The following is a 19,491-nucleotide window of genomic DNA, read 5'->3' on the forward strand; positions in this document are numbered from 1 at the left end:
AAAAATTCACAATGGTTGACCAGCGGCAGGGCGCTTCCTAGAATCGCCCGACATTTTCGCCTGGACTCTCTCCCAGACAATGTCGTCAACCCTGATAAAAACCATTAATTCCGGTGCTCTGACCCGGCTGGCACAAGCCGTGGCCGTCGCTTTGAGCGCGACCCTGGTCGGCTGCCAGACCAGCAGCACCCTTGAGCCTGACGCGGCCACCCATCGTGTGCCCAATCTTGCCGCCGGAATCAAGCAAAAACCGGTGTTCCTGACGCACAAACCCAGCCCCCTGGCACCGCCGCAGGATGTCTGGGAGCGCATGCGCCAGGGCTTCCAGCTGCAACAGGGCAACGACATGAACCCGCGCATCGAGCAACAGCGCCTGTGGTTCGCCAACAACCCGTCGTTCCTGGAAAACGCCAGTGAACGCGGCAGCCTCTACATGCATTACATCGTCGAGCGCCTGGAAGAACGCAACATGCCCCAGGAGCTGGCCCTGCTGCCAGTGATCGAAAGCGCCTACAACCCCATGGCCCTGTCGCGCAGCAATGCCGCAGGCCTGTGGCAGTTCATCCCGTCGACCGGGCGTTATTTCAGCCTGCGCCAGACCAACTTCTACGATGGTCGTCGCGATATCCAGGCGTCCACCGTTGCCGCGCTGGACTACCTGACCCGCCTGCACGACATGTTCAACGGCGACTGGCTGCTGGCCCTGGCGGCCTACAACGCCGGTGAAGGCACCGTCAGCCGGGCCATCGAGCGTAACGAAAAGCTCAATCTGCCCACCGATTACTGGAACCTGCCGCTGCCCCAGGAAACCCGCGACTACGTGCCTAAACTGCTGGCCCTGTCCCAAGTGGTCCTGGCGCCGGAAGCCTACGGCGTGAACCTCAACCCGATCGCCAACGAACCCTACTTCGAAGTCGTCGAGCTGAACCAGAGCGTCGATCTGAACAAGGTCGCGGCCATGGCCGATATCGATCAGGACGAGCTGTTCCAGCTCAACCCGGCGTTCAAGAAGCGCATGACCATCGATGGCCCGCAGCACCTCTTGGTGCCGACGTCCAAGGCGCAGTTGCTCAGCGCCAACCTGAAGATGAAGTCGGACGAGTTGCTGGTGGACTGGCAGCAGGTGCGCAAGGGCAAGCAGGAAGCCCTGGCCAGCAATGACAAGCCGGTTCGCGGCCGCACCTACAAGATCAAGGCCGGTGACAACCTGACCAGCATCGCCAAGGCGAACAAGGTCGAGGTCAAGGATATCCAGCACTGGAACCAGCTCTCCGGCAAGGACCTCAAGGTCGGCCGGGTTCTGGTCATGTCGGCACCCGGCAGCGCCGCGCCGAAGGGCTCGACCAAGGGCCGGATCAACCAGACCATCGCCGCCAAGGCCCCGGCCAAAGGCGCCGACAAGGCAGTCGCCAGCAACGGCGAAGGCGATAAGAAGTCCATGCAGTACAAGATCCAGAAAGGTGACTCGATGTATCTGGTCGCCAAGCGCTTCAACGTCGAGATGCAACATCTCAAGCGCTGGAACCCACGTACCGGCCAAGCGCTCAAGCCGGGCCAGACCCTGACCGTCTATCTGCCGCACTGATGCCATGACCCGCCCGCGCCGGACAACCCGGGCGGGTCGCCAGCGCCTTTGCCGTGCCGCGCTTTTTCGTGTCGATACAAGCTGTTACTGTTGCCGGTCTATGGATCGGATGCCTGAATTGATACGCCCTCTGCTGCTCATCATGAGCCTGGCCTTGAGCGCTCCCGCAACCGCGACCATCAGTGAAAGCCATGGTTATGCGCAGTTTGGGGTGTTGAAGTACCCGGCCAGCTTCACTCATTTCGACTGGGTCAACCCCGAGGCGGCGAAAGGCGGCACCCTGCGTTTCATGGCCTTCGGCACGTTCGACACGCTCAACCCCTACACCCTCAAGGGCAGCAGCCCGGTGTCGACGCCCAATTTCCTGCAATACGGCATCAACGAGCTGAACGAGCCGCTGATGGTCGGCACCGGTCAGTACGATCCGTCCGGCGACGAACCGACCTCCAGCTATGGCCTGATCGCCGAGAGTGTCGAGTACAGCGAAGACCGCAGTTGGGTGGTGTTCAACCTGCGTCCCCAGGCACGTTTCCATGACGGCAAGCCAATCACCGCCTATGACGTGGCGTTTTCCTATCGCACCCTGCTAAAGGACGGCCATCCGCAATACCGCACAGCCCTGCAGGAAGTGCAGCGGGTCGATATCCTCAATCGCCAGCGCATCCGTTTTGTCTTCAAGCGCTCGGGCAATCCGCTGCTGATCCTGCGCCTGGGCGAATTGCCAGTATTGCCGCAGCATTACTGGGAAAAGCGTGACTTCAAGGCCACCACCTTCGAACCGCCTCTGGGCAGCGGGCCGTATCGCATCACACGCGTACAACCTGGGCGGCAACTGGTGTTCGAACGGGTCAAGGATTATTGGGGCAAGGACCTGCCGGTCAATCGCGGCAAGTACAATTTTGATCGCGCCATCGTCGAGTTCTACCGCGACAGCGACGTGGCCTTCGAAGCCTTCAAGGCCAACGAATTCGACATTTATATCGAACATCAAGCCAAGAACTGGGCCAATGGCTACAACTTCCCTGCCGTGAGCAACGGCCAGGTGATCAAGGCGCAGATCCCCCACCGGATCCCGACCCAGACCCAGGGCCTGTTCATGAACACCCGCCGGGGCACCTTCGCCGATATCAAGGTACGCGAGGCCCTGGGCCTGATGTTCAATTTCGAGTGGACCAACCGCACCCTGTTCAACAATGCCTACCGCCGCTCGACCAGCTATTACCCCAACAGCGAGTTTGCTGCCACCGGTGTGCCGAGTGGTCGCGAGTGGTTGGTGCTGAGGCCGTTCAAGGACCCATTGCCTGCCAACCTGTTTACCCAGCCATTCAGCGTGGCGAAAACCGATGGCGGCGGTATTCCCCGGGAAACCCTGCGCCAGGCTCTGGGTCTGCTGGCCGAAGCAGGCTGGAAGCTGTCCGATCAGCGTTTGGTCAACAAGAACGGCCAGACGCTGCGTTTCGAGATCCTGCTGGTCAATCCCAATCTCGAACGCATCCTGCAACCTTATATCGAAGATCTGCGCCATATCGGCATCGACGCCGGGCTGCGCACCGTTGACCGGGCACAATACAAACAGCGCCTGGATCAGTTCGACTTCGACATGATCCTGATGACCCTCGGCCAGACCCTGAGTCCCGGCCTGGAACAGTGGCAGTACTTCCACTCCAGCCAGGCGACGATCAAGGGCAGCAAGAACTACGCAGGCATTGCCAACCCGGTGGTGGACCAGTTGCTCAACCAATTGCTGGCGGCGCAATCCCGTGATGAACAAGTCGCCACCGCCCGCGCCCTGGACCGGGTACTGCTGGCCGGGCACTACATGATTCCGAATTGGTATCTCAACAATCATCGTCTGGCCTGGCGCAATCGATTCGCCATGGTCACTACCCCGCCCTACACCCTCGGGCTGCGCGCGTGGTGGCTCAAATCTGTGGAGAAAACTCAATGACCGTCCTACGCTCGCTGCGCATTCAGGCCAGCGGCCTGTTGCTGCTGAGCCTGGCCTGCGCAGCACAGGCAGCGCCGGAACACGCCCTGACCCTGTATGGCGAAGCGCCCAAATACCCGGCCAGCTTCAAGCATTTCGACTACGTGAACCCCGATGCGCCCAAGGGCGGCATGTTCCGCCAGGCCGGGTCCGGTGGTTTCGACAGCCTCAACCCGTTCATCGGCAAGGGCGTACCCGCCGACGATATCGGCATGATCTACGACACCCTGGCCCGGCAAAGCCTGGACGAGCCGTTCACCGAATACGGGCTGATCGCCAGCAAGATCGAGAAGGCCCCGGACAACAGTTGGGTACGCTTCTACCTGCGCCCGGAAGCGCGCTTCCATGACGGTCACCCTATCCGTGCCGAAGATGTGGTGTTCACCTTCCAGACCCTGATCAAGAGCGGCGCACCGCTATACCGCAGCTATTACGCCGATATCGACGAAGCCGTGGCGGAAAACCCGTTGCAGGTGCTGTTCAAGTTCAAGCACACCAACAACCGCGAGCTGCCGCTGATCATTGGCCAGTTGCCGGTACTGCCCAAGCACTTCTGGGAAAACCGTGATTTCACCAAGGGCAACCTCACCGTGCCGTTGGGCAGCGGCCCGTACAAGGTCGGCCAGGTCAAGGCCGGGCGCTCGATCAGCTACACCCGGGTCAAGGATTACTGGGGCAAGGACCTGCCGATCAACAAAGGCCAGTACAACTTCGACGTGATGTCCGTGGACTATTACCGCGACAACAATGTTGCCCTGGAAGCCATGAAGGCCGGGCAGTTCGACTACTGGCTGGAAAGCACGGCGAAGAACTGGGCCACCGCCTACGACATTCCGGCAGTGCGTGAAGGCCGCCTGATCAAGGAAGAAATTCCCAACGGCAACCCCACCGGCATGCAGGGGTTTGTCTTCAACATTCGTCGGCCGATTTTCCAGGACGTGCGCGTGCGCCATGCCCTGAGCCTGTTGATGGACTTCGAGTGGACCAACAAGCAGCTGTTCAACGGCGCTTACAGCCGCGCCTACAGCTACTTTTCCAATTCTGACATGGCCTCTGGTGGCCTGCCGTCCCAGGCAGAACTTGACATCCTCAACCCGCTGCGCGGGCAGATCCCGGACGAAGTCTTTACCCAGGCCTTCACCCTGCCAGTCACCGATGGCAGCGGCATGATTCGTCCGCAACAGCGCCAGGCTTTCCAGTTATTGCAGGAAGCCGGCTGGAAAATCGTCGACGACAAGATGGTCGATACCCAGGGCAAACCGGTCAGCCTGGAGTTTCTCCTGGCCCAGCCAGAATTCGAGCGGGTGCTATTGCCGTTCAAGCGCAATCTGAGCGATCTGGGTATCGAACTGGTGCTGCGCCGGGTCGATGTGTCGCAATACATCACTCGCCGTCGCACCCGTGACTTTGACATGACCATCGGCAGCTTTCCCCAGTCCAGCTCCCCCGGTAACGAACAGCGCGAATACTGGGATTCGTCCAGCGCCGACAAACCGGGCAGCTACAACCTGATCGGTCTGAAAAGCCCGGCCATTGATACGCTGGTGAACGGCCTGATCAACTCTGACACCCGGCAAAGCCTGATCGATCATGCCAAGGCCCTGGACCGTGTGCTGCTGTGGGGTTACTACGTGATCCCCAACTGGTACATCAAAACCTGGCGCGTGGCCTATTGGAACCATATCGCCCACCCCAAGGTGCCGCCGCTGTATGACGTCGGCATTTCCACTTGGTGGATCAAGCCCGATGCCAAGCCCGCGGTAGAAATACCGCCGGTAGATACCCAGGCCCCTGCGCCTGGCACGGAGCAATAACATGCTGGCTTACATCATTCGCCGCCTGCTGCTGATCATCCCGACGCTGTTCGGCATCCTGTTGATCAACTTCATCATCATCCAGGCCGCCCCAGGCGGGCCTGTGGAGCAGATGATCGCTAAACTCGAAGGCTTCGATGGCGCTACCAGCCGGATTGCCGGTGGCGGTGCTGAAGTGGCCGTGGCGGGCTCCACCTACCGTGGCGCCCAAGGCCTGGATCCGGCGCTGATCAAGGAAATCGAGCACCTCTACGGCTTCGACAAGTCGGCACCGGAACGTCTGTGGATCATGGTCAAGAACTACGCCCGACTGGATTTTGGCGACAGCTTCTTCCGCGACGCCAAGGTCATCGATCTGATCATCGAAAAGATGCCCGTGTCCATTTCCCTCGGGCTCTGGAGCACCCTGATCATGTACCTGGTGTCGATCCCCCTGGGCATCGCCAAGGCCACGCGCCATGGCAGCCATTTCGACGTATGGACCAGTTCGGCAATCATCGTCGGCTACGCCATTCCCGCCTTCCTGTTCGCCATCCTGCTGATCGTGGTATTCGCCGGAGGCAGCTATTTCGACTGGTTCCCGCTACGGGGTCTGACCTCGAACAACTTCGATGAGCTGAGCCTGGGCGGCAAGATCCTCGACTATTTCTGGCACCTGGCCCTGCCGATCACCGCCCTGGTCATCGGCAACTTCGCCACCATGACTCTGCTGACCAAGAACAGCTTCCTCGACGAAATCGGCAAGCAATACGTGATCACCGCCAAGGCCAAGGGCCTGAGCAATCATCGCGTGCTGTACGGGCATATTTTCCGTAACGCCATGTTGCTGGTCATCGCCGGTTTCCCGTCGGCCTTTATCGGCATCTTCTTTACCGGCTCCCTGCTGGTGGAAGTGATCTTCTCCCTCGACGGCCTGGGCCTGATGAGTTTCGAAGCGGCCATCAACCGCGACTATCCGGTGGTCTTCGGCACGCTGTTCATCTTCACCCTGCTGGGCCTGGTGGTGAAACTGATCGGCGACATCACCTACACCCTGGTTGACCCGCGCATCGACTTCGAAAGCAGGAAGCATTGATATGAAGCTGTCTCCTCTCAATCGCCGCCGCGTCGAGCGTTTCAAGGCCAACAAGCGCGGCTGGTGGTCGCTGTGGCTGTTTTTGATCCTGTTCGGCCTGAGCCTGGGCGCCGAACTGATTGCCAACGACAAACCCCTGGCCGTGCGCTATGACGGCGAGTGGTATTTCCCGGTGTTCAAACGCTATGCGGAAACCACCTTCGGCGGCGAATTCCCCCTGGAAGCCAACTACAAGAGCCCCTACATCAAGGAACTGCTGAAAGCCAAGGACGGCTACACCCTGTGGGCGCCGATCCCGTTCAGCTACCAGAGCATCAACTACGACCTGAAAGTCCCGGCCCCGGCGCCGCCCTCACGGGATAACCTGCTGGGTACCGACGATCAGGGCCGCGATGTGCTGGCACGGATCATCTACGGCTTTCGCGTGTCGGTATTGTTCGCCCTGACCCTGACTGTGCTCAGTTCGATCATCGGCGTCATTGCCGGGGCCCTGCAGGGTTTCTATGGCGGCTGGGTCGACCTGCTTGGCCAGCGTTTCCTGGAAATCTGGTCGGGCCTGCCGGTGCTGTACCTGCTGATCATCCTCGCCAGTTTCGTGCAGCCCAACTTCTGGTGGCTGTTAGGCATCATGCTGCTGTTTTCCTGGATGAGCCTGGTCGACGTGGTACGCGCCGAGTTCCTGCGCGGGCGCAACCTGGAGTACGTGCGCGCGGCACGGGCCCTGGGCATGGAAAATATCGGCATCATGTTCCGTCATATCCTGCCCAACGCCATGGTCTCGACCATGACGTTCCTGCCATTCATCCTCACCGGCGCGATCGGCACCCTGACCGCGCTGGATTTTCTCGGCTTCGGCCTGCCCGCGGGCTCGCCGTCCCTGGGCGAACTGGTGGCACAGAGCAAGTCCAACCTGCAAGCGCCATGGCTGGGCATCAGTGCCTTTGCCGTACTGGCCGTGATGCTCAGCCTGCTGGTGTTTATCGGCGAGTCCGCCCGCGACGCTTTCGACCCAAGGAAATGACATGAATCAGGACAATCTGATCGAAATCCGCGATCTGGCGGTCGAGTTCGTGGCCGGGGACAACCAGCAACGCGCCGTCGAGGGCATCAGCTTCGATATCCGCAAGGGCGAGACCCTGGCCCTGGTCGGCGAAAGCGGTTCGGGCAAGTCGGTCACCGCCCACTCGATCCTGCGCCTGCTGCCCTACCCCCAGGCGCGCCATCCCAGCGGCACGATCCGCTATGCCGGGCAAGATCTGCTGACTCTGGACGAGAAAAAACTGCGCAGCATCCGTGGCAATCGCATCGCCATGATCTTTCAGGAGCCCATGACCTCACTGAACCCGCTGCAATCCATCGAGAAGCAGATCAACGAGGTGTTGGGCCTGCACAAAGGCCTGACCGGCAAGGGCGCCACCAGGCGAACCCTGGAGCTGCTGGAGCTGGTGGGCATACCCGAGCCGGTAAAACGCCTCAAAGCCTTGCCACACGAGCTCTCAGGCGGCCAGAGACAGCGTGTGATGATCGCCATGGCCCTGGCCAATGAACCGGAGCTGTTGATCGCCGACGAACCCACCACTGCCCTCGACGTCACCGTGCAGCTGAAAATCCTCGAATTGCTCAAGCAATTGCAGGCCCGCCTGGGCATGGCCCTGCTGCTGATCAGCCATGATTTGAACGTGGTTCGGCAAATAGCCAACCGCGTATGTGTCATGCAGCGCGGTTGCATCGTCGAACAGGCATCCTGTGACGAATTGTTTCGCTCGCCCCAGCATCCGTACACCAAATTGTTGCTCAGCGCCGAGCCCAGCGGCGGTCCTTCAGCCAATGTGGCCGGGGCGCCGATGCTGGAAGTCGAGGACCTGAAGGTCTGGTTTCCGATCAAGAAAGGCCTGTTCAAGCAGACCGTGGATCACGTCAAGGCGGTCGACGGCATTAACTTCAGCCTGCTTCAGGGTCAGACCCTGGGGATTGTCGGCGAAAGCGGATCGGGCAAATCGACACTGGGGTTGGCAATCCTGCGCTTGATCGCCAGCAAAGGCAGCATACGGTTTCAAGGCAAAACGCTAGACTGCCTGTCGCAACAGCAGATTCGACCGCTTCGCCGCCAGATGCAGGTGGTGTTCCAGGACCCGTTCGGCAGCCTGAGCCCGCGCATGTCGGTGGGTGAAATTGTCGGCGAAGGCTTGCGTATTCACCGTATCGGCAGCGAGGCGGAGCAGGAAGCGGCAATCATCGAAGCACTCAGGGAAGTAGGCCTGGACCCGGAAACCCGGCACCGCTACCCCCATGAGTTCTCCGGCGGGCAACGACAGAGAATCGCCATTGCCCGTGCATTAGTGTTAAAACCGGCGCTGATTTTGCTGGACGAGCCGACTTCGGCCCTCGACCGCACCGTTCAGCGTCAAGTAGTGGAGCTGCTGCGGTCACTGCAAACCAAGTACAACCTGACGTATTTGTTCATCAGCCATGACCTGGCGGTGGTCAAGGCGTTAAGCCACCAGTTGATGGTGGTCAAACACGGCCAAGTGGTCGAACAGGGTGCGGCAGAGGCTGTCTTTGCTGCACCGCAACATCCTTATACACAGCAGCTGCTGGAAGCCGCTTTCCTGGCTCCAGTGGCTGTCGATTAACCTGAAGAGGAACAACACATGGGTTTTCTCGCCGGTAAGCGCGTCCTGATCGTCGGTGTCGCCAGCAAACTGTCCATCGCATCCGGTATTGCTGCCGCCATGCACCGTGAAGGCGCTGAACTTGCCTTCACCTACCAGAACGACAAGCTAAAGGGTCGTGTCGAAGAGTTCGCCGCAGGCTGGGGTTCCAACCCTGAGCTGTGCTTCCCTTGCGACGTGGCCAGCGACGAAGAAATCGCCAAGGTCTTCGAAGACCTGAGCAAGAAGTGGGACGGCCTGGACGTGATCGTTCACTCCGTCGGCTTCGCTCCGGGCGACCAGCTTGATGGCGACTTCACCGAAGCCACCACCCGTGACGGTTTCCGCATTGCCCACGACATCAGCGCCTACAGCTTCGTGGCCTTGGCCAAGGCCGGTCGCGAAATGATGAAAGGCCGCAACGGCAGCCTGCTGACCCTGTCGTACCTGGGCGCAGAGCGCACCATGCCTAACTACAACGTGATGGGCATGGCCAAGGCCAGCCTGGAAGCGGGCGTACGTTATCTGGCTGGCAGCCTCGGCCCGGAAGGCACTCGCGTCAACGCTGTATCGGCAGGCCCGATCCGCACCCTGGCAGCCTCGGGCATCAAGAACTTCCGCAAGATGCTGGCCGCCAACGAAGCGCAAACCCCACTGCGTCGCAACGTCACCATCGACGAAGTCGGCAACGCTGGCGCCTTCCTGTGCTCCGACCTGGCGTCGGGCATCAGCGGTGAAATCATGTACGTCGACGGCGGTTTCAACACCACGGCGATGGGCAATATCGAAGAGTGATCTGATTGTGGGACCGGCTTTAGCCGGGAAGGAGCCGGTACATCCGCAGCATTTCCTTGATCAGGAAAGACGCCTTCCCGACTGAAGCCGGTCCCACAAGCACAACAAAAAAGGCCGCTCAAAGAGCGGCCTTTTTTGTTGCTGCGGATCGCTTAGAACTTCTCGATCTTCGCCTTGCTTTCCAGCTGGGCGCGGAACGATGCGAAGTCCTGCTGGCCAGCGCGGGAGGCCAGGAAGCGGCGGTACTGCACCTTCTCCTGATCGGTCGGCGCGGCTGCGTGATTGACGCCATTGAGGCGTACGATCACAAAGCTGCCATCGGCGGCGGTCAGGCTGGAGTAGACCGGCTTGTCCTTGCCTTCAGGCTTGGGCATGCGGAACAGCGTTTGCAGCACGGATGGCTCCAGGCCTTCCTGGCTGCGGGTAGCTGCTTCGACAACCTTCCAGCTCACACCGTCCTGCTTGGCAGTCAGCGGGATCTTGCCGTCACGCAGGCCAGCCAGCAGGGCATCGCCCTTGGCCTTGACCGCGTCGCTGGCATGCTGCTTGAGCAACTGGGCACGGATCGCGTCAGACACAGCGGCCAATGGCAACTGTTCTGGCTGGCGATGCTCTTTCGCGCGAACCACCACGGCGGTCTCGGGATCCAGCTCGATCACACTGCTGTTAGCCCCCTCTTCCAGCACTTCCGGGCTGAATGCCGCCTGGATGACCGCACGATTGGCGATAATGCCGTCAGCGCCACCGTCGCGACCGAATGCCGGAGTGGTCTGCACTTTCAGACCCAGGTCCTGAGCCGGTTGGGCCAGGTCAGAGGCTTCGAATGCAGCGTCTTCCAGCTGCTTGCTGACATCGACAAACTTCTGCTCGACCAGGTCGGCTTTCAGATCGTGGGTCAGCTTGTCTTTCAGGCTGGCGAAGGTCGGCACCGAAGGCGCTTCAACGCCCAACAGCTTGATCAAGTGCCAGCCAAATTCACTGCGTACCGGCGCCGAAACCTGATCCTTGTTCAAGGCATACAGGGACTCTTCGAACGCCGGGTCGTAGACGCCCTTGCCGGCGTAGCCCAGGTCACCGCCCTTGGCAGCCGAACCCGGATCCTGAGAGAACTCCTTGGCCAGGGCCGCAAAGTCTTCACCCTTGGCCAGACGCTGCTGAATCTCTTCGATCTTCGCTTTGGCCTGGGCATCGTTCATCTTGTCGTTGACTTCGATGAGGATGTGCGCGGCACGGCGTTGTTCGGCCAGATTAGCGATTTCTTTCTGGTAGGCAGCCTGCAGATCGGCGTCCTTGACCTGCACCTTGTCGAAGAAGGCAGACTTCTTCAATTCGATGTAATCAAGCACGACCTGCTCGGGGCTCATGAACTCTTTGGCGTGTTCGTCGTAATGCGCCTTGATTTCGTCGTCGGTCACTTTCGCGGCGGCCACGTCGGCAGGCAGGGTCAGCGTGGCGAAATCGCGGGTCTGTTTTTCCAGACGGGCGAAGGCCTCGACCTCAGCATCAGTTACGAACGCGCTACCGGCGATACCCGCACGCATCTGGCCGATCAGCATTTCCTGAGTCAGCATCTGACGGAATTGCATGCGACCGAAGCCCAACTGACGGATGACCTGATCGAAACGATCGGCGTTGAACTTGCCGTCGACCTGGAATTCCGGCATTTGCAGGATCTGCTGATCCAGCGCTGCTTCAGAGAAACCAAACTTGGCGTCGTGGGCGCCCTGCAGCAGCAGCTTGCGATCGATCAGGCCCTTGAGGGCCGACGTGCGCAGCATTTTGTCGTCCAGCAGTGCAGGATCGAAATCCTTGCCCAACTGTTGCGCCAGCTGACGGCGTTGCAGGTCGGCAGCCTGGCTCAGCTCGGTCTGGGTGATTTCTTCGCCGTTGACCTTGGCCGCGTCCTGACTGGTACTGGTGGCCCGGAACAAGGCATCGAAGCCCGTCAATGCCATCAACGCCATGATCACGCCGATGATTGTTTTGGCAATCCAGCCTTGTGAATTGTCCCTGATGTTCTGCAGCATGCGTCCCCCAAAACGGTTGAACTGACTAACCAACCGCTGAGCGTGGGTAGAAAGCGGATAGAAGAAAGGCGCATCCGAGGATGCGCCTTCTCGTAAATCGCGAAGCGGACAGGCTCGTTAACGAGACCCGGGATGACAGACAGGTATTGCGACCGGCTGGTTTACCGCTCCGCTACCACAGCAGCCATACGCTGCTGCGGCAGGGCAAAGGCGAGAAGAACTTAGTTGACAGCTTCTTTCAGTGCTTTACCGGCTTTGAAGCCTGGTTTCTTGGCAGCTGCGATTTCCAGCGTCTTACCAGTCTGAGGGTTGCGACCGATGCGAGCAGGACGGTCGGTAACAGAGAACGTACCAAAGCCAACCAGTACCACAGAGTCGCCAGCCTTCAGAGCGCCAGTGACGGATTCGATTACTGCGTCCAGCGCACGGCCAGCAGCAGCTTTCGGGATATCAGCAGATGCAGCGATAGCATCAATCAGTTCCGACTTGTTCACTCTAAGTCCCCTTATGTCTATATTTGAGATATTTCTAAGTTTTTGGTTTAAGCAAAACGGGCGCTGAAGGCCAACAGACACTAGAAGAGCCGCTTTATAACAAGGGCTTCAAAAAGCTGTCAAGGAAGGCCTCCCAGACTTAATGCGTGCTAATTCTTTCCTTAGAGTCAGACTCGCGTTTTTCATCCTTTGCCACCATGTCGGAAGCTACATCCGGCAAGGGCTCCGGCGCGTATTGCAGCGCAATTTGCAGGACTTCGTCAATCCATTTAACTGGCTTGATTTGCAGATCTGCCTTGATGTTGTCAGGAATTTCCTTCAAATCGCGTACGTTTTCTTCCGGGATGATCACAGTTTTGATCCCGCCCCGGTGCGCAGCAAGAAGTTTCTCCTTCAAACCACCGATGGCCAGTACCTGGCCACGCAGAGTGATTTCCCCGGTCATGGCAACGTCCGCACGCACAGGGATCGAGGTCAATGCCGAAACCAGGGCCGTACACATGCCTACGCCAGCGCTAGGGCCGTCTTTGGGCGTCGCCCCTTCCGGCATGTGGATATGGGTGTCGCGCTTCTCGTGGAAGTCCAGGGGAATCCCCAGGCTCTTGGCCCGGCTGCGCACTACGGTCAATGCTGCGGTGATGGATTCGACCATGACATCGCCCAGGGAACCGGTCTTGATCAACTGGCCTTTGCCAGGTACGACAGCGGCTTCAATGGTCAGCAATTCGCCGCCCACTTGAGTCCATGCCAGGCCAGTCACCTGACCGATCTGATCCTGCTGCTCGGCCAGGCCGTAGCGGAATTTACGCACACCGAGGAAATGCTCGAGCATTTCGGCACTGACGCGCACCGAAAAACGCTTCTCCATCGCATGTTCCTTGACCGCCTTGCGGCAGACCTTGGCAATCTGGCGCTCCAGACCACGTACGCCCGCTTCACGGGTGTAGTAGCGGATGATGTCGCGGATCGCCTCTTCTTCGAACTCCAGCTCGCCTTTTTTCAGGCCGTTGGCAGTAATCTGCTTGGGCGTGAGGTATTTGGTGGCGATATTGATCTTTTCGTCTTCGGTGTAACCAGGCAGGCGAATGACTTCCATCCGGTCCAGCAGCGCCGGCGGGATGTTCATGGAGTTCGCGGTGCACAGGAACATTACGTCGGACAGGTCGTAGTCGACTTCCAGGTAATGGTCGTTGAAATTGTGGTTCTGCTCCGGATCGAGCACCTCAAGCAGCGCCGAGGCCGGGTCGCCGCGCATGTCGCTGCCCATCTTGTCGATTTCGTCGAGCAGGAACAGTGGGTTGCGCACGCCCACTTTCGTCATCTTTTGTATCAATCTTCCTGGCATCGAACCGATGTAAGTCCGGCGGTGACCACGGATTTCCGCTTCATCACGCACGCCACCCAGGGCCATACGCACGAACTTGCGATTGGTGGCGTGGGCGATGGACTCGGCCAGGGAGGTTTTACCGACACCCGGCGGGCCTACCAGACACAGGACCGAACCGCGAATTTTCTTCACACGCTTCTGCACGGCGAGATATTCGAGAATGCGTTCCTTGACCTCTTCCAGACCGTAATGGTCGGCATCGAGAATGTCTTCGGCACGAGTCAGGTCCAGGCGCACCTTGCTCTGGGCCTTCCAAGGCACCTGGACCAGCCAGTCGATGTAAGAGCGCACCACGGTCGCTTCAGCCGACATCGGCGACATCTGCTTGAGCTTGTTCAGCTCGGCAGTGGCCTTGGTCAGGGCGTCCTTGGGCAGGCCGGCGGCATCGATACGCTTTTTCAGCTCCTCGATCTCGTTGTGGCCTTCTTCGCTGTCGCCGAGTTCTTTCTGAATGGCCTTCATCTGCTCATTCAGGTAGTACTCGCGCTGACTGCGCTCCATCTGTTTCTTGACCCGCCCACGGATGCGCTTCTCGACCTGCAACAGATCGATTTCAGCGTCCAGCAGAGCGAGTACGTGCTCGACACGCGCAGGCAGGTCGATGATTTCGAGAATTTCCTGCTTCTGCTCGATCTTCAGGGCCATGTGCGCCGCCATGGTATCGACCAGGCGACCCGGCTCATCGATGCTGTTGAGCGAGGACAGGACTTCGGCAGGGACTTTCTTGCCCAACTGCACGTATTGCTCGAACTGCGCCAGAAGGCTGCGCACGAACACTTCAGATTCACGATCAGGGGCGTCTACTTCGTCGATCAGCACGACTTCGGCGCGGCAATGGCCATCAACCTCAATGAAGCGCTCGACGGAACCTCGCTGCTCGCCTTCGACCAGCACTTTGACCGTGCCATCCGGGAGTTTCAGCAGCTGCAGGACTGTAGCAATAGTGCCGACGCTGTAGAGCGCATCTTCGCCGGGATCATCATCGGCAGGATTTCTTTGCGCGAGCAGGAGGATTTGCTTGTCGCCCGTCATCGCAGCCTCAAGGGCTTCGATAGACTTCTCGCGCCCCACGAACAGCGGGATAACCATGTGCGGATAAACCACAACATCTCGCAATGGCAAGAGAGGCAATTCAATGGTGGTTTTCATGATTTCGCCTCTACGGCGGCCAAACGGCCGTGGACAGGTGGAATGAGCTTGAATTCAAGATGGGGGTAGCTTCCTGAAAAAACAAGCGCTGATGCAGGAAATGCAAAAGGGGCCCGAAGGCCCCTTCTTGTTTCACGCAGCAGTGTGACTCACGCCTCAGGAGCAACCTTGGCAGGCGGCTCGCTGTTTTCGTAGATCAACAACGGCTTGGAAGTACCGTCGATCACGCTTTCGTCGATGACCACCTTGCTGACGTCGGTCTGCGAGGGGATCTCGTACATGGTGTCGAGCAGCACGCCTTCCAGGATGGAGCGCAGGCCACGGGCACCGGTCTTGCGCTCAAGCGCGCGACGGGCAACCGATTTCAACGCATCGGTGCGGAATTCCAGGTCCACACCTTCCATCTCGAACAGCTTGGCGTATTGCTTGGTCAGGGCATTTTTTGGCTCGGTCAGAATCTGCATCAATGCAGCTTCGTCCAGCTCGTCCAATGTCGCCAGGACCGGCAGGCGGCCGACGAACTCGGGGATAAGGCCAAATTTGACCAGATCGTCGGGCTCGACTTCACGCAGCGATTCACCAACCTTCTTGCCTTCTTCCTTGCTGCGGACTTCGGCGTTGAAACCGATGCCGCCCTTGGTGGAACGGTTCTGGATAACTTTTTCCAGGCCCGAGAATGCGCCACCGCAGATGAACAGGATATTGCGCGTGTCCACCTGCAGGAACTCCTGCTGGGGATGCTTGCGGCCGCCTTGGGGCGGTACGGAAGCCACGGTACCTTCGATCAGCTTCAACAGAGCCTGCTGAACGCCTTCGCCGGACACGTCACGGGTAATGGAAGGGTTGTCGGATTTGCGCGAAATCTTGTCGATTTCGTCGATGTAGACAATACCCATCTGGGCCTTCTCTACGTCGTAATCACATTTCTGCAACAGCTTCTGAATAATGTTTTCCACGTCCTCACCCACATAACCGGCTTCGGTCAGGGTGGTGGCGTCGGCGATGGTGAACGGAACATTGAGCAGGCGCGCCAGTGTTTCAGCGAGCAGCGTCTTACCGGAGCCCGTAGGGCCGATCAGCAGGATGTTGCTTTTGCCCAGTTCAACGTCATCGTTTTTCTTGTCGCGCTGGTTCAGACGCTTGTAGTGGTTGTAAACCGCTACGGCCAGAACCTTTTTCGCACGCTCCTGGCCAATTACATACTGATCCAGGATGCCACTGATTTCTTTCGGCGATGGCAATTTATGCGCACTGCTTTCGGCCTGGGCTTCCTGCACCTCCTCGCGGATGATGTCGTTGCACAGGTCGACGCACTCGTCGCATATAAAGACCGAGGGGCCGGCAATCAATTTGCGTACTTCATGCTGGCTTTTGCCGCAGAAGGAGCAATAGAGCAATTTGCCGTTGTCCTCGCCGTTGCGGGTGTCAGTCATTCGATCGATCCAATCCGGTAGGCTTGCAACACAAGATGAAGGCTATTGCGGGCTTTTTCAAGCCCGCAAGTGATCAGAGCAGCCGACCAACCTTATTTTGCGCTGCTGGGTTTAAGCAGGGCGCTGGCTGATCACTTCATCGATCAACCCATACTCACGCGCGGCTTCGGCACTCATGAAGTTATCGCGGTTGGTATCACGCTCGATCTCTTCCAGGGTGTGCCCGCTGTGCTTGGCCATCAGCGTGTTGAGACGCTCGCGGATGAAGAGGATTTCCTTGGCATGGATTTCGATATCCGAAGCCTGGCCCTGGAAACCGCCCAGTGGCTGGTGAATCATCACGCGCGAGTTCGGCAGGCAGTAACGCTTGCCCTCAGCACCGGCGGTCAACAGGAACGCACCCATGCTGCAGGCCTGACCGATACAGGTGGTCGAAACGTTGGGCTTGATGAACTGCATGGTGTCGTAGATCGACATGCCTGCAGTCACCGAACCGCCCGGTGAGTTGATGTAGAGATGGATATCCTTGTCCGGGTTTTCCGCTTCAAGGAATAGCAGTTGCGCACAGATCAGGTTGGCCATGTAGTCTTCTACCGGACCTACCAGAAAGATCACTCGCTCCTTGAGCAGGCGCGAGTAGATGTCATAGGCGCGTTCGCCACGGGCGGACTGCTCGATAACCATCGGGACCAGGCCGCCTGCGGCCTGGATGTCAGAGTGCTGCTGAATATAAGAATTGCGGGACATGTCCTGCATTCACTCCCAAATAGTCATGGCTTGAATACGCATAAGCCAGCGCGAAGGCTGGCTTATGGGTGTTTTCGAACGAGAGAAGAAATCAGTCGGCTGTTGGAGCTTCTACCGGCTTGACTGCTTCTTCGTAGGAGACCGATTTGTCGGTCACGCTAGCTTTCTGCAAAACAGTATCCACAACTTGTTCTTCCAGCACAACCGAACGCACTTCGTTCATTTGCTGTTCGTTCTTGTAGTACCAGGCCACAACCTGCTCAGGCTCCTGATAAGCGGAAGCCATTTCCTGGATCATCTCGCGAACGCGGGCGTCATCAGGCTTGAGTTCGAACTGCTTGACCACTTCAGCAACGATCAGGCCCAGCTCGACGCGGCGCTTGGCCTGCTCTTCGAACAGCTCGGCCGGCAGTTGGTCAGGCTTGATGTTGCCACCGAACTGCTGAACCGCTTGCACGCGCAGACGGTTGACTTCGTTTTCCAGCAGGGCTTTCGGCACTTCGATCGGGTTGGCGCTCAGCAAGCCGTCCATTACCTGATTCTTGACCTTGGACTTGATGGCCTGACGCAGCTCGCGCTCCATGTTCTTGCGAACTTCGGTGCGAAAGCCCTCGATGCCGGTTTCCTTGATACCGAACTGCTTGAAGAACTCTTCGTTCAGCTCAGGCAGCTTAGGCTCGGAAACAGTGTTGACGGTGACGGTGAACTCAGCAGCTTTACCAGCCAGCTCCAGGTTCTGGTAGTCCTCTGGGAAGGTCACGTTCAGAACGCGCTCTTCGCCAGCCTTGGCGCCAACCAGACCGTCTTCGAAGCCAGGGATCATGCGGCCGGAACCCAGAACCAGCTGGGTGCCGGTGGCCGAACCACCTGCGAAGACTTCACCGTCGACCTTGCCGACGAAATCGATGTTCAGCTGGTCTTCGTTCTGGGCGGCGCGATCGGCCACTTCGAAACGAACGTTCTGCTTGCGCAGGATTTCCAGCATGTTGTCCAGATCGCTGTCAGCGACTTCGGCCGACAGACGCTCTACAGCGATCGACTCGAAACCGGCAACGGTGAACTCCGGGAACACTTCGAAGGTGGCTACGTATTCCAGATCCTTGCCCTTTTCAAAGGACTTGGGTTCTACGGAAGGAGCACCTGCCGGGTTCAGCTTTTGCTCGACAACAGCTTCGTAGAACGAAGCCTGGATGACTTCGCCCAGTGCATCCTGACGCGCGCCTTCTTCGTAGCGCTGACGGATCACGCTCATTGGCACCTTGCCAGGGCGGAAGCCTGGAATCTTGGCATTGCGTGCAGTCTGCTGCAGACGCTTGTTGACTTCAGTCTCGATGCGTTCGGCAGGCACGCCAATGGTCATGCGGCGCTCAAGAGCGGAAGTATTTTCAACAGAAACTTGCATGGATATTCCTCGTTGCACAGACGTTAGCCGGCCGTTTCCCGACCCCAGAATCTAAGGGCAAGCATTCTAGTGGGTCGAACTCAAGAAGTCACCCTACTGAAAAAGGGCAAATTAGGATGGCGGAGACAGGCGGACAGCCAGGGGCAATCGGGACTGCCTTCCATCTGTCGAAAAGGTGTCTGGCCCGGCCCTTATATAAAGGAAGGAATACGCAGACCCTGACACTGTCCCCAACCATAAAACACGCCCCACAAGACCGGCGGCAGCCTGAGCCGACTGACCTGCGACGCGAAAAACAAAACGCTGAAACAAAAAAAGCCGCACTAGGCGGCTTTTTCTATTGTCTGGTGCGGACGGAGAGACTCGAACTCTCACACCTTGCGGCGCTGGAACCTAAATCCAGTGTGTCTACCAATTCCACCACATCCGCGTTACAGGCTTTTAAAGCAAAGGCGCCAGATTATAAGTCTGGCGCCTTCTTTGTTCGAATATGGGGTGGACGATGGGGATCGAACCCACGACAACAGGAGTCACAATCCTGTGCTCTACCAACTGAGCTACGCCCACCATATTGCGTTGTGACGTTACATCTTACTTGTGCCAAAGCTGCCTTTAGTGGCGCACCCGGCAGGACTCGAACCTGCGACCATCCGCTTAGAAGGCGGATGCTCTATCCAGCTGAGCTACGGGCACTTATATAATCTGCATTCTTTAACGACTACAAATTAAAGGCTTTCATCACATCGAGCCAATTTGCAACTCTGACCGACCGAATCAACCAGTGCTAGCTTAACCAGTGCTGGGCTCTGCCCGACAAGTGCGACGAATCTTATAGACGAGCCCTGAGGTCGTCAACTCTTTTTCAAAAAAAATTCAGCTAGATAAAGGGGTTAGCGGAATATGCCGAGCAAGCGCCTTTGCCCCTGCGTCATGACATGCGAGAAT

The 19,491-nt window shown here is 58.5% G+C and carries 13 protein-coding genes and 3 tRNA genes; 7 read left to right on the forward strand and 9 right to left on the reverse strand.

Features of this window, described 5'->3' with window-relative positions; genetic code table 11:
- Positions 1-79: 79 nt before the first annotated feature.
- The 7 genes from AC1Z24_RS23250 to fabI all read left to right on the forward strand — a co-directional run bounded on the left by AC1Z24_RS23250 (position 80) and on the right by fabI (position 9,907).
- A complete protein-coding gene (locus tag AC1Z24_RS23250; protein ID WP_483742890.1) occupies positions 80-1,585 on the forward strand; it encodes a lytic transglycosylase domain-containing protein in 1,506 nt (501 codons plus the stop codon).
- Between the two features lie 109 nt (positions 1,586-1,694).
- Positions 1,695-3,533, forward strand: coding sequence for an extracellular solute-binding protein (locus AC1Z24_RS23255; protein WP_483742891.1), 1,839 nt, complete (start codon positions 1,695-1,697; stop codon positions 3,531-3,533).
- Complete coding sequence (locus tag AC1Z24_RS23260) at positions 3,530-5,386, forward strand: extracellular solute-binding protein (RefSeq protein WP_483742892.1); 1,857 nt, start codon at positions 3,530-3,532, stop codon at positions 5,384-5,386. Before AC1Z24_RS23255 ends, AC1Z24_RS23260 begins: the two co-directional genes overlap by 4 nt.
- Before the next feature lies 1 nt (position 5,387).
- Positions 5,388-6,461, forward strand: coding sequence for a microcin C ABC transporter permease YejB (locus AC1Z24_RS23265; protein WP_483742893.1), 1,074 nt, complete (start codon positions 5,388-5,390; stop codon positions 6,459-6,461).
- Between the two features lies 1 nt (position 6,462).
- Complete coding sequence (locus AC1Z24_RS23270; RefSeq protein WP_259102334.1) at positions 6,463-7,482, forward strand: ABC transporter permease; 1,020 nt, start codon at positions 6,463-6,465, stop codon at positions 7,480-7,482.
- 1 nt (position 7,483) lies between these two features.
- Positions 7,484-9,094, forward strand: a complete 1,611-nt coding sequence (locus AC1Z24_RS23275; RefSeq protein WP_483742894.1) for an ABC transporter ATP-binding protein — start codon at positions 7,484-7,486, stop codon at positions 9,092-9,094.
- 18 nt (positions 9,095-9,112) lie between these two features.
- Positions 9,113-9,907 (forward strand): enoyl-ACP reductase FabI, encoded by a 795-nt coding sequence (gene fabI / locus AC1Z24_RS23280; RefSeq protein ID WP_483742895.1) that lies wholly within the window; start codon positions 9,113-9,115, stop codon positions 9,905-9,907.
- Between the two features lie 152 nt (positions 9,908-10,059).
- Here fabI and AC1Z24_RS23285 read toward each other — a convergent pair whose 3' ends face one another.
- From AC1Z24_RS23285 to AC1Z24_RS23325, 9 genes are all read right to left on the reverse strand, one after another.
- On the reverse strand, positions 10,060-11,934 hold the full coding sequence (locus AC1Z24_RS23285; RefSeq protein WP_483742896.1) for a SurA N-terminal domain-containing protein: 1,875 nt from the start codon (positions 11,932-11,934) through the stop codon (positions 10,060-10,062).
- A 221-nt stretch (positions 11,935-12,155) separates the two neighbouring features.
- Entirely contained in the window at positions 12,156-12,428 is a 273-nt protein-coding gene (locus AC1Z24_RS23290; RefSeq protein WP_002552737.1) for an HU family DNA-binding protein, read from the reverse strand.
- Between the two features lie 139 nt (positions 12,429-12,567).
- Entirely contained in the window at positions 12,568-14,964 is a 2,397-nt protein-coding gene (lon, locus tag AC1Z24_RS23295) for an endopeptidase La (RefSeq protein ID WP_483742897.1), read from the reverse strand.
- 149 nt (positions 14,965-15,113) lie between these two features.
- Complete coding sequence (gene clpX / locus AC1Z24_RS23300; protein WP_259102463.1) at positions 15,114-16,397, reverse strand: ATP-dependent Clp protease ATP-binding subunit ClpX; 1,284 nt, start codon at positions 16,395-16,397, stop codon at positions 15,114-15,116.
- 111 nt (positions 16,398-16,508) lie between these two features.
- On the reverse strand, positions 16,509-17,144 hold the full coding sequence (gene clpP / locus AC1Z24_RS23305) for an ATP-dependent Clp endopeptidase proteolytic subunit ClpP (protein ID WP_259102465.1): 636 nt from the start codon (positions 17,142-17,144) through the stop codon (positions 16,509-16,511).
- 91 nt (positions 17,145-17,235) lie between these two features.
- Positions 17,236-18,546, reverse strand: coding sequence for a trigger factor (gene tig / locus AC1Z24_RS23310; RefSeq protein WP_483742898.1), 1,311 nt, complete (start codon positions 18,544-18,546; stop codon positions 17,236-17,238).
- 345 nt (positions 18,547-18,891) lie between these two features.
- Positions 18,892-18,976, reverse strand: a tRNA-Leu gene (locus AC1Z24_RS23315).
- 61 nt (positions 18,977-19,037) lie between these two features.
- A tRNA-His gene (locus AC1Z24_RS23320) sits at positions 19,038-19,113 on the reverse strand.
- Positions 19,114-19,162: 49 nt separating this feature from the next.
- Positions 19,163-19,239 (reverse strand) — tRNA-Arg (locus AC1Z24_RS23325).
- Between the last annotated feature and the right edge of the window lie 252 nt (positions 19,240-19,491).

Source organism: Pseudomonas sp. JL23, from assembly GCF_056933585.1.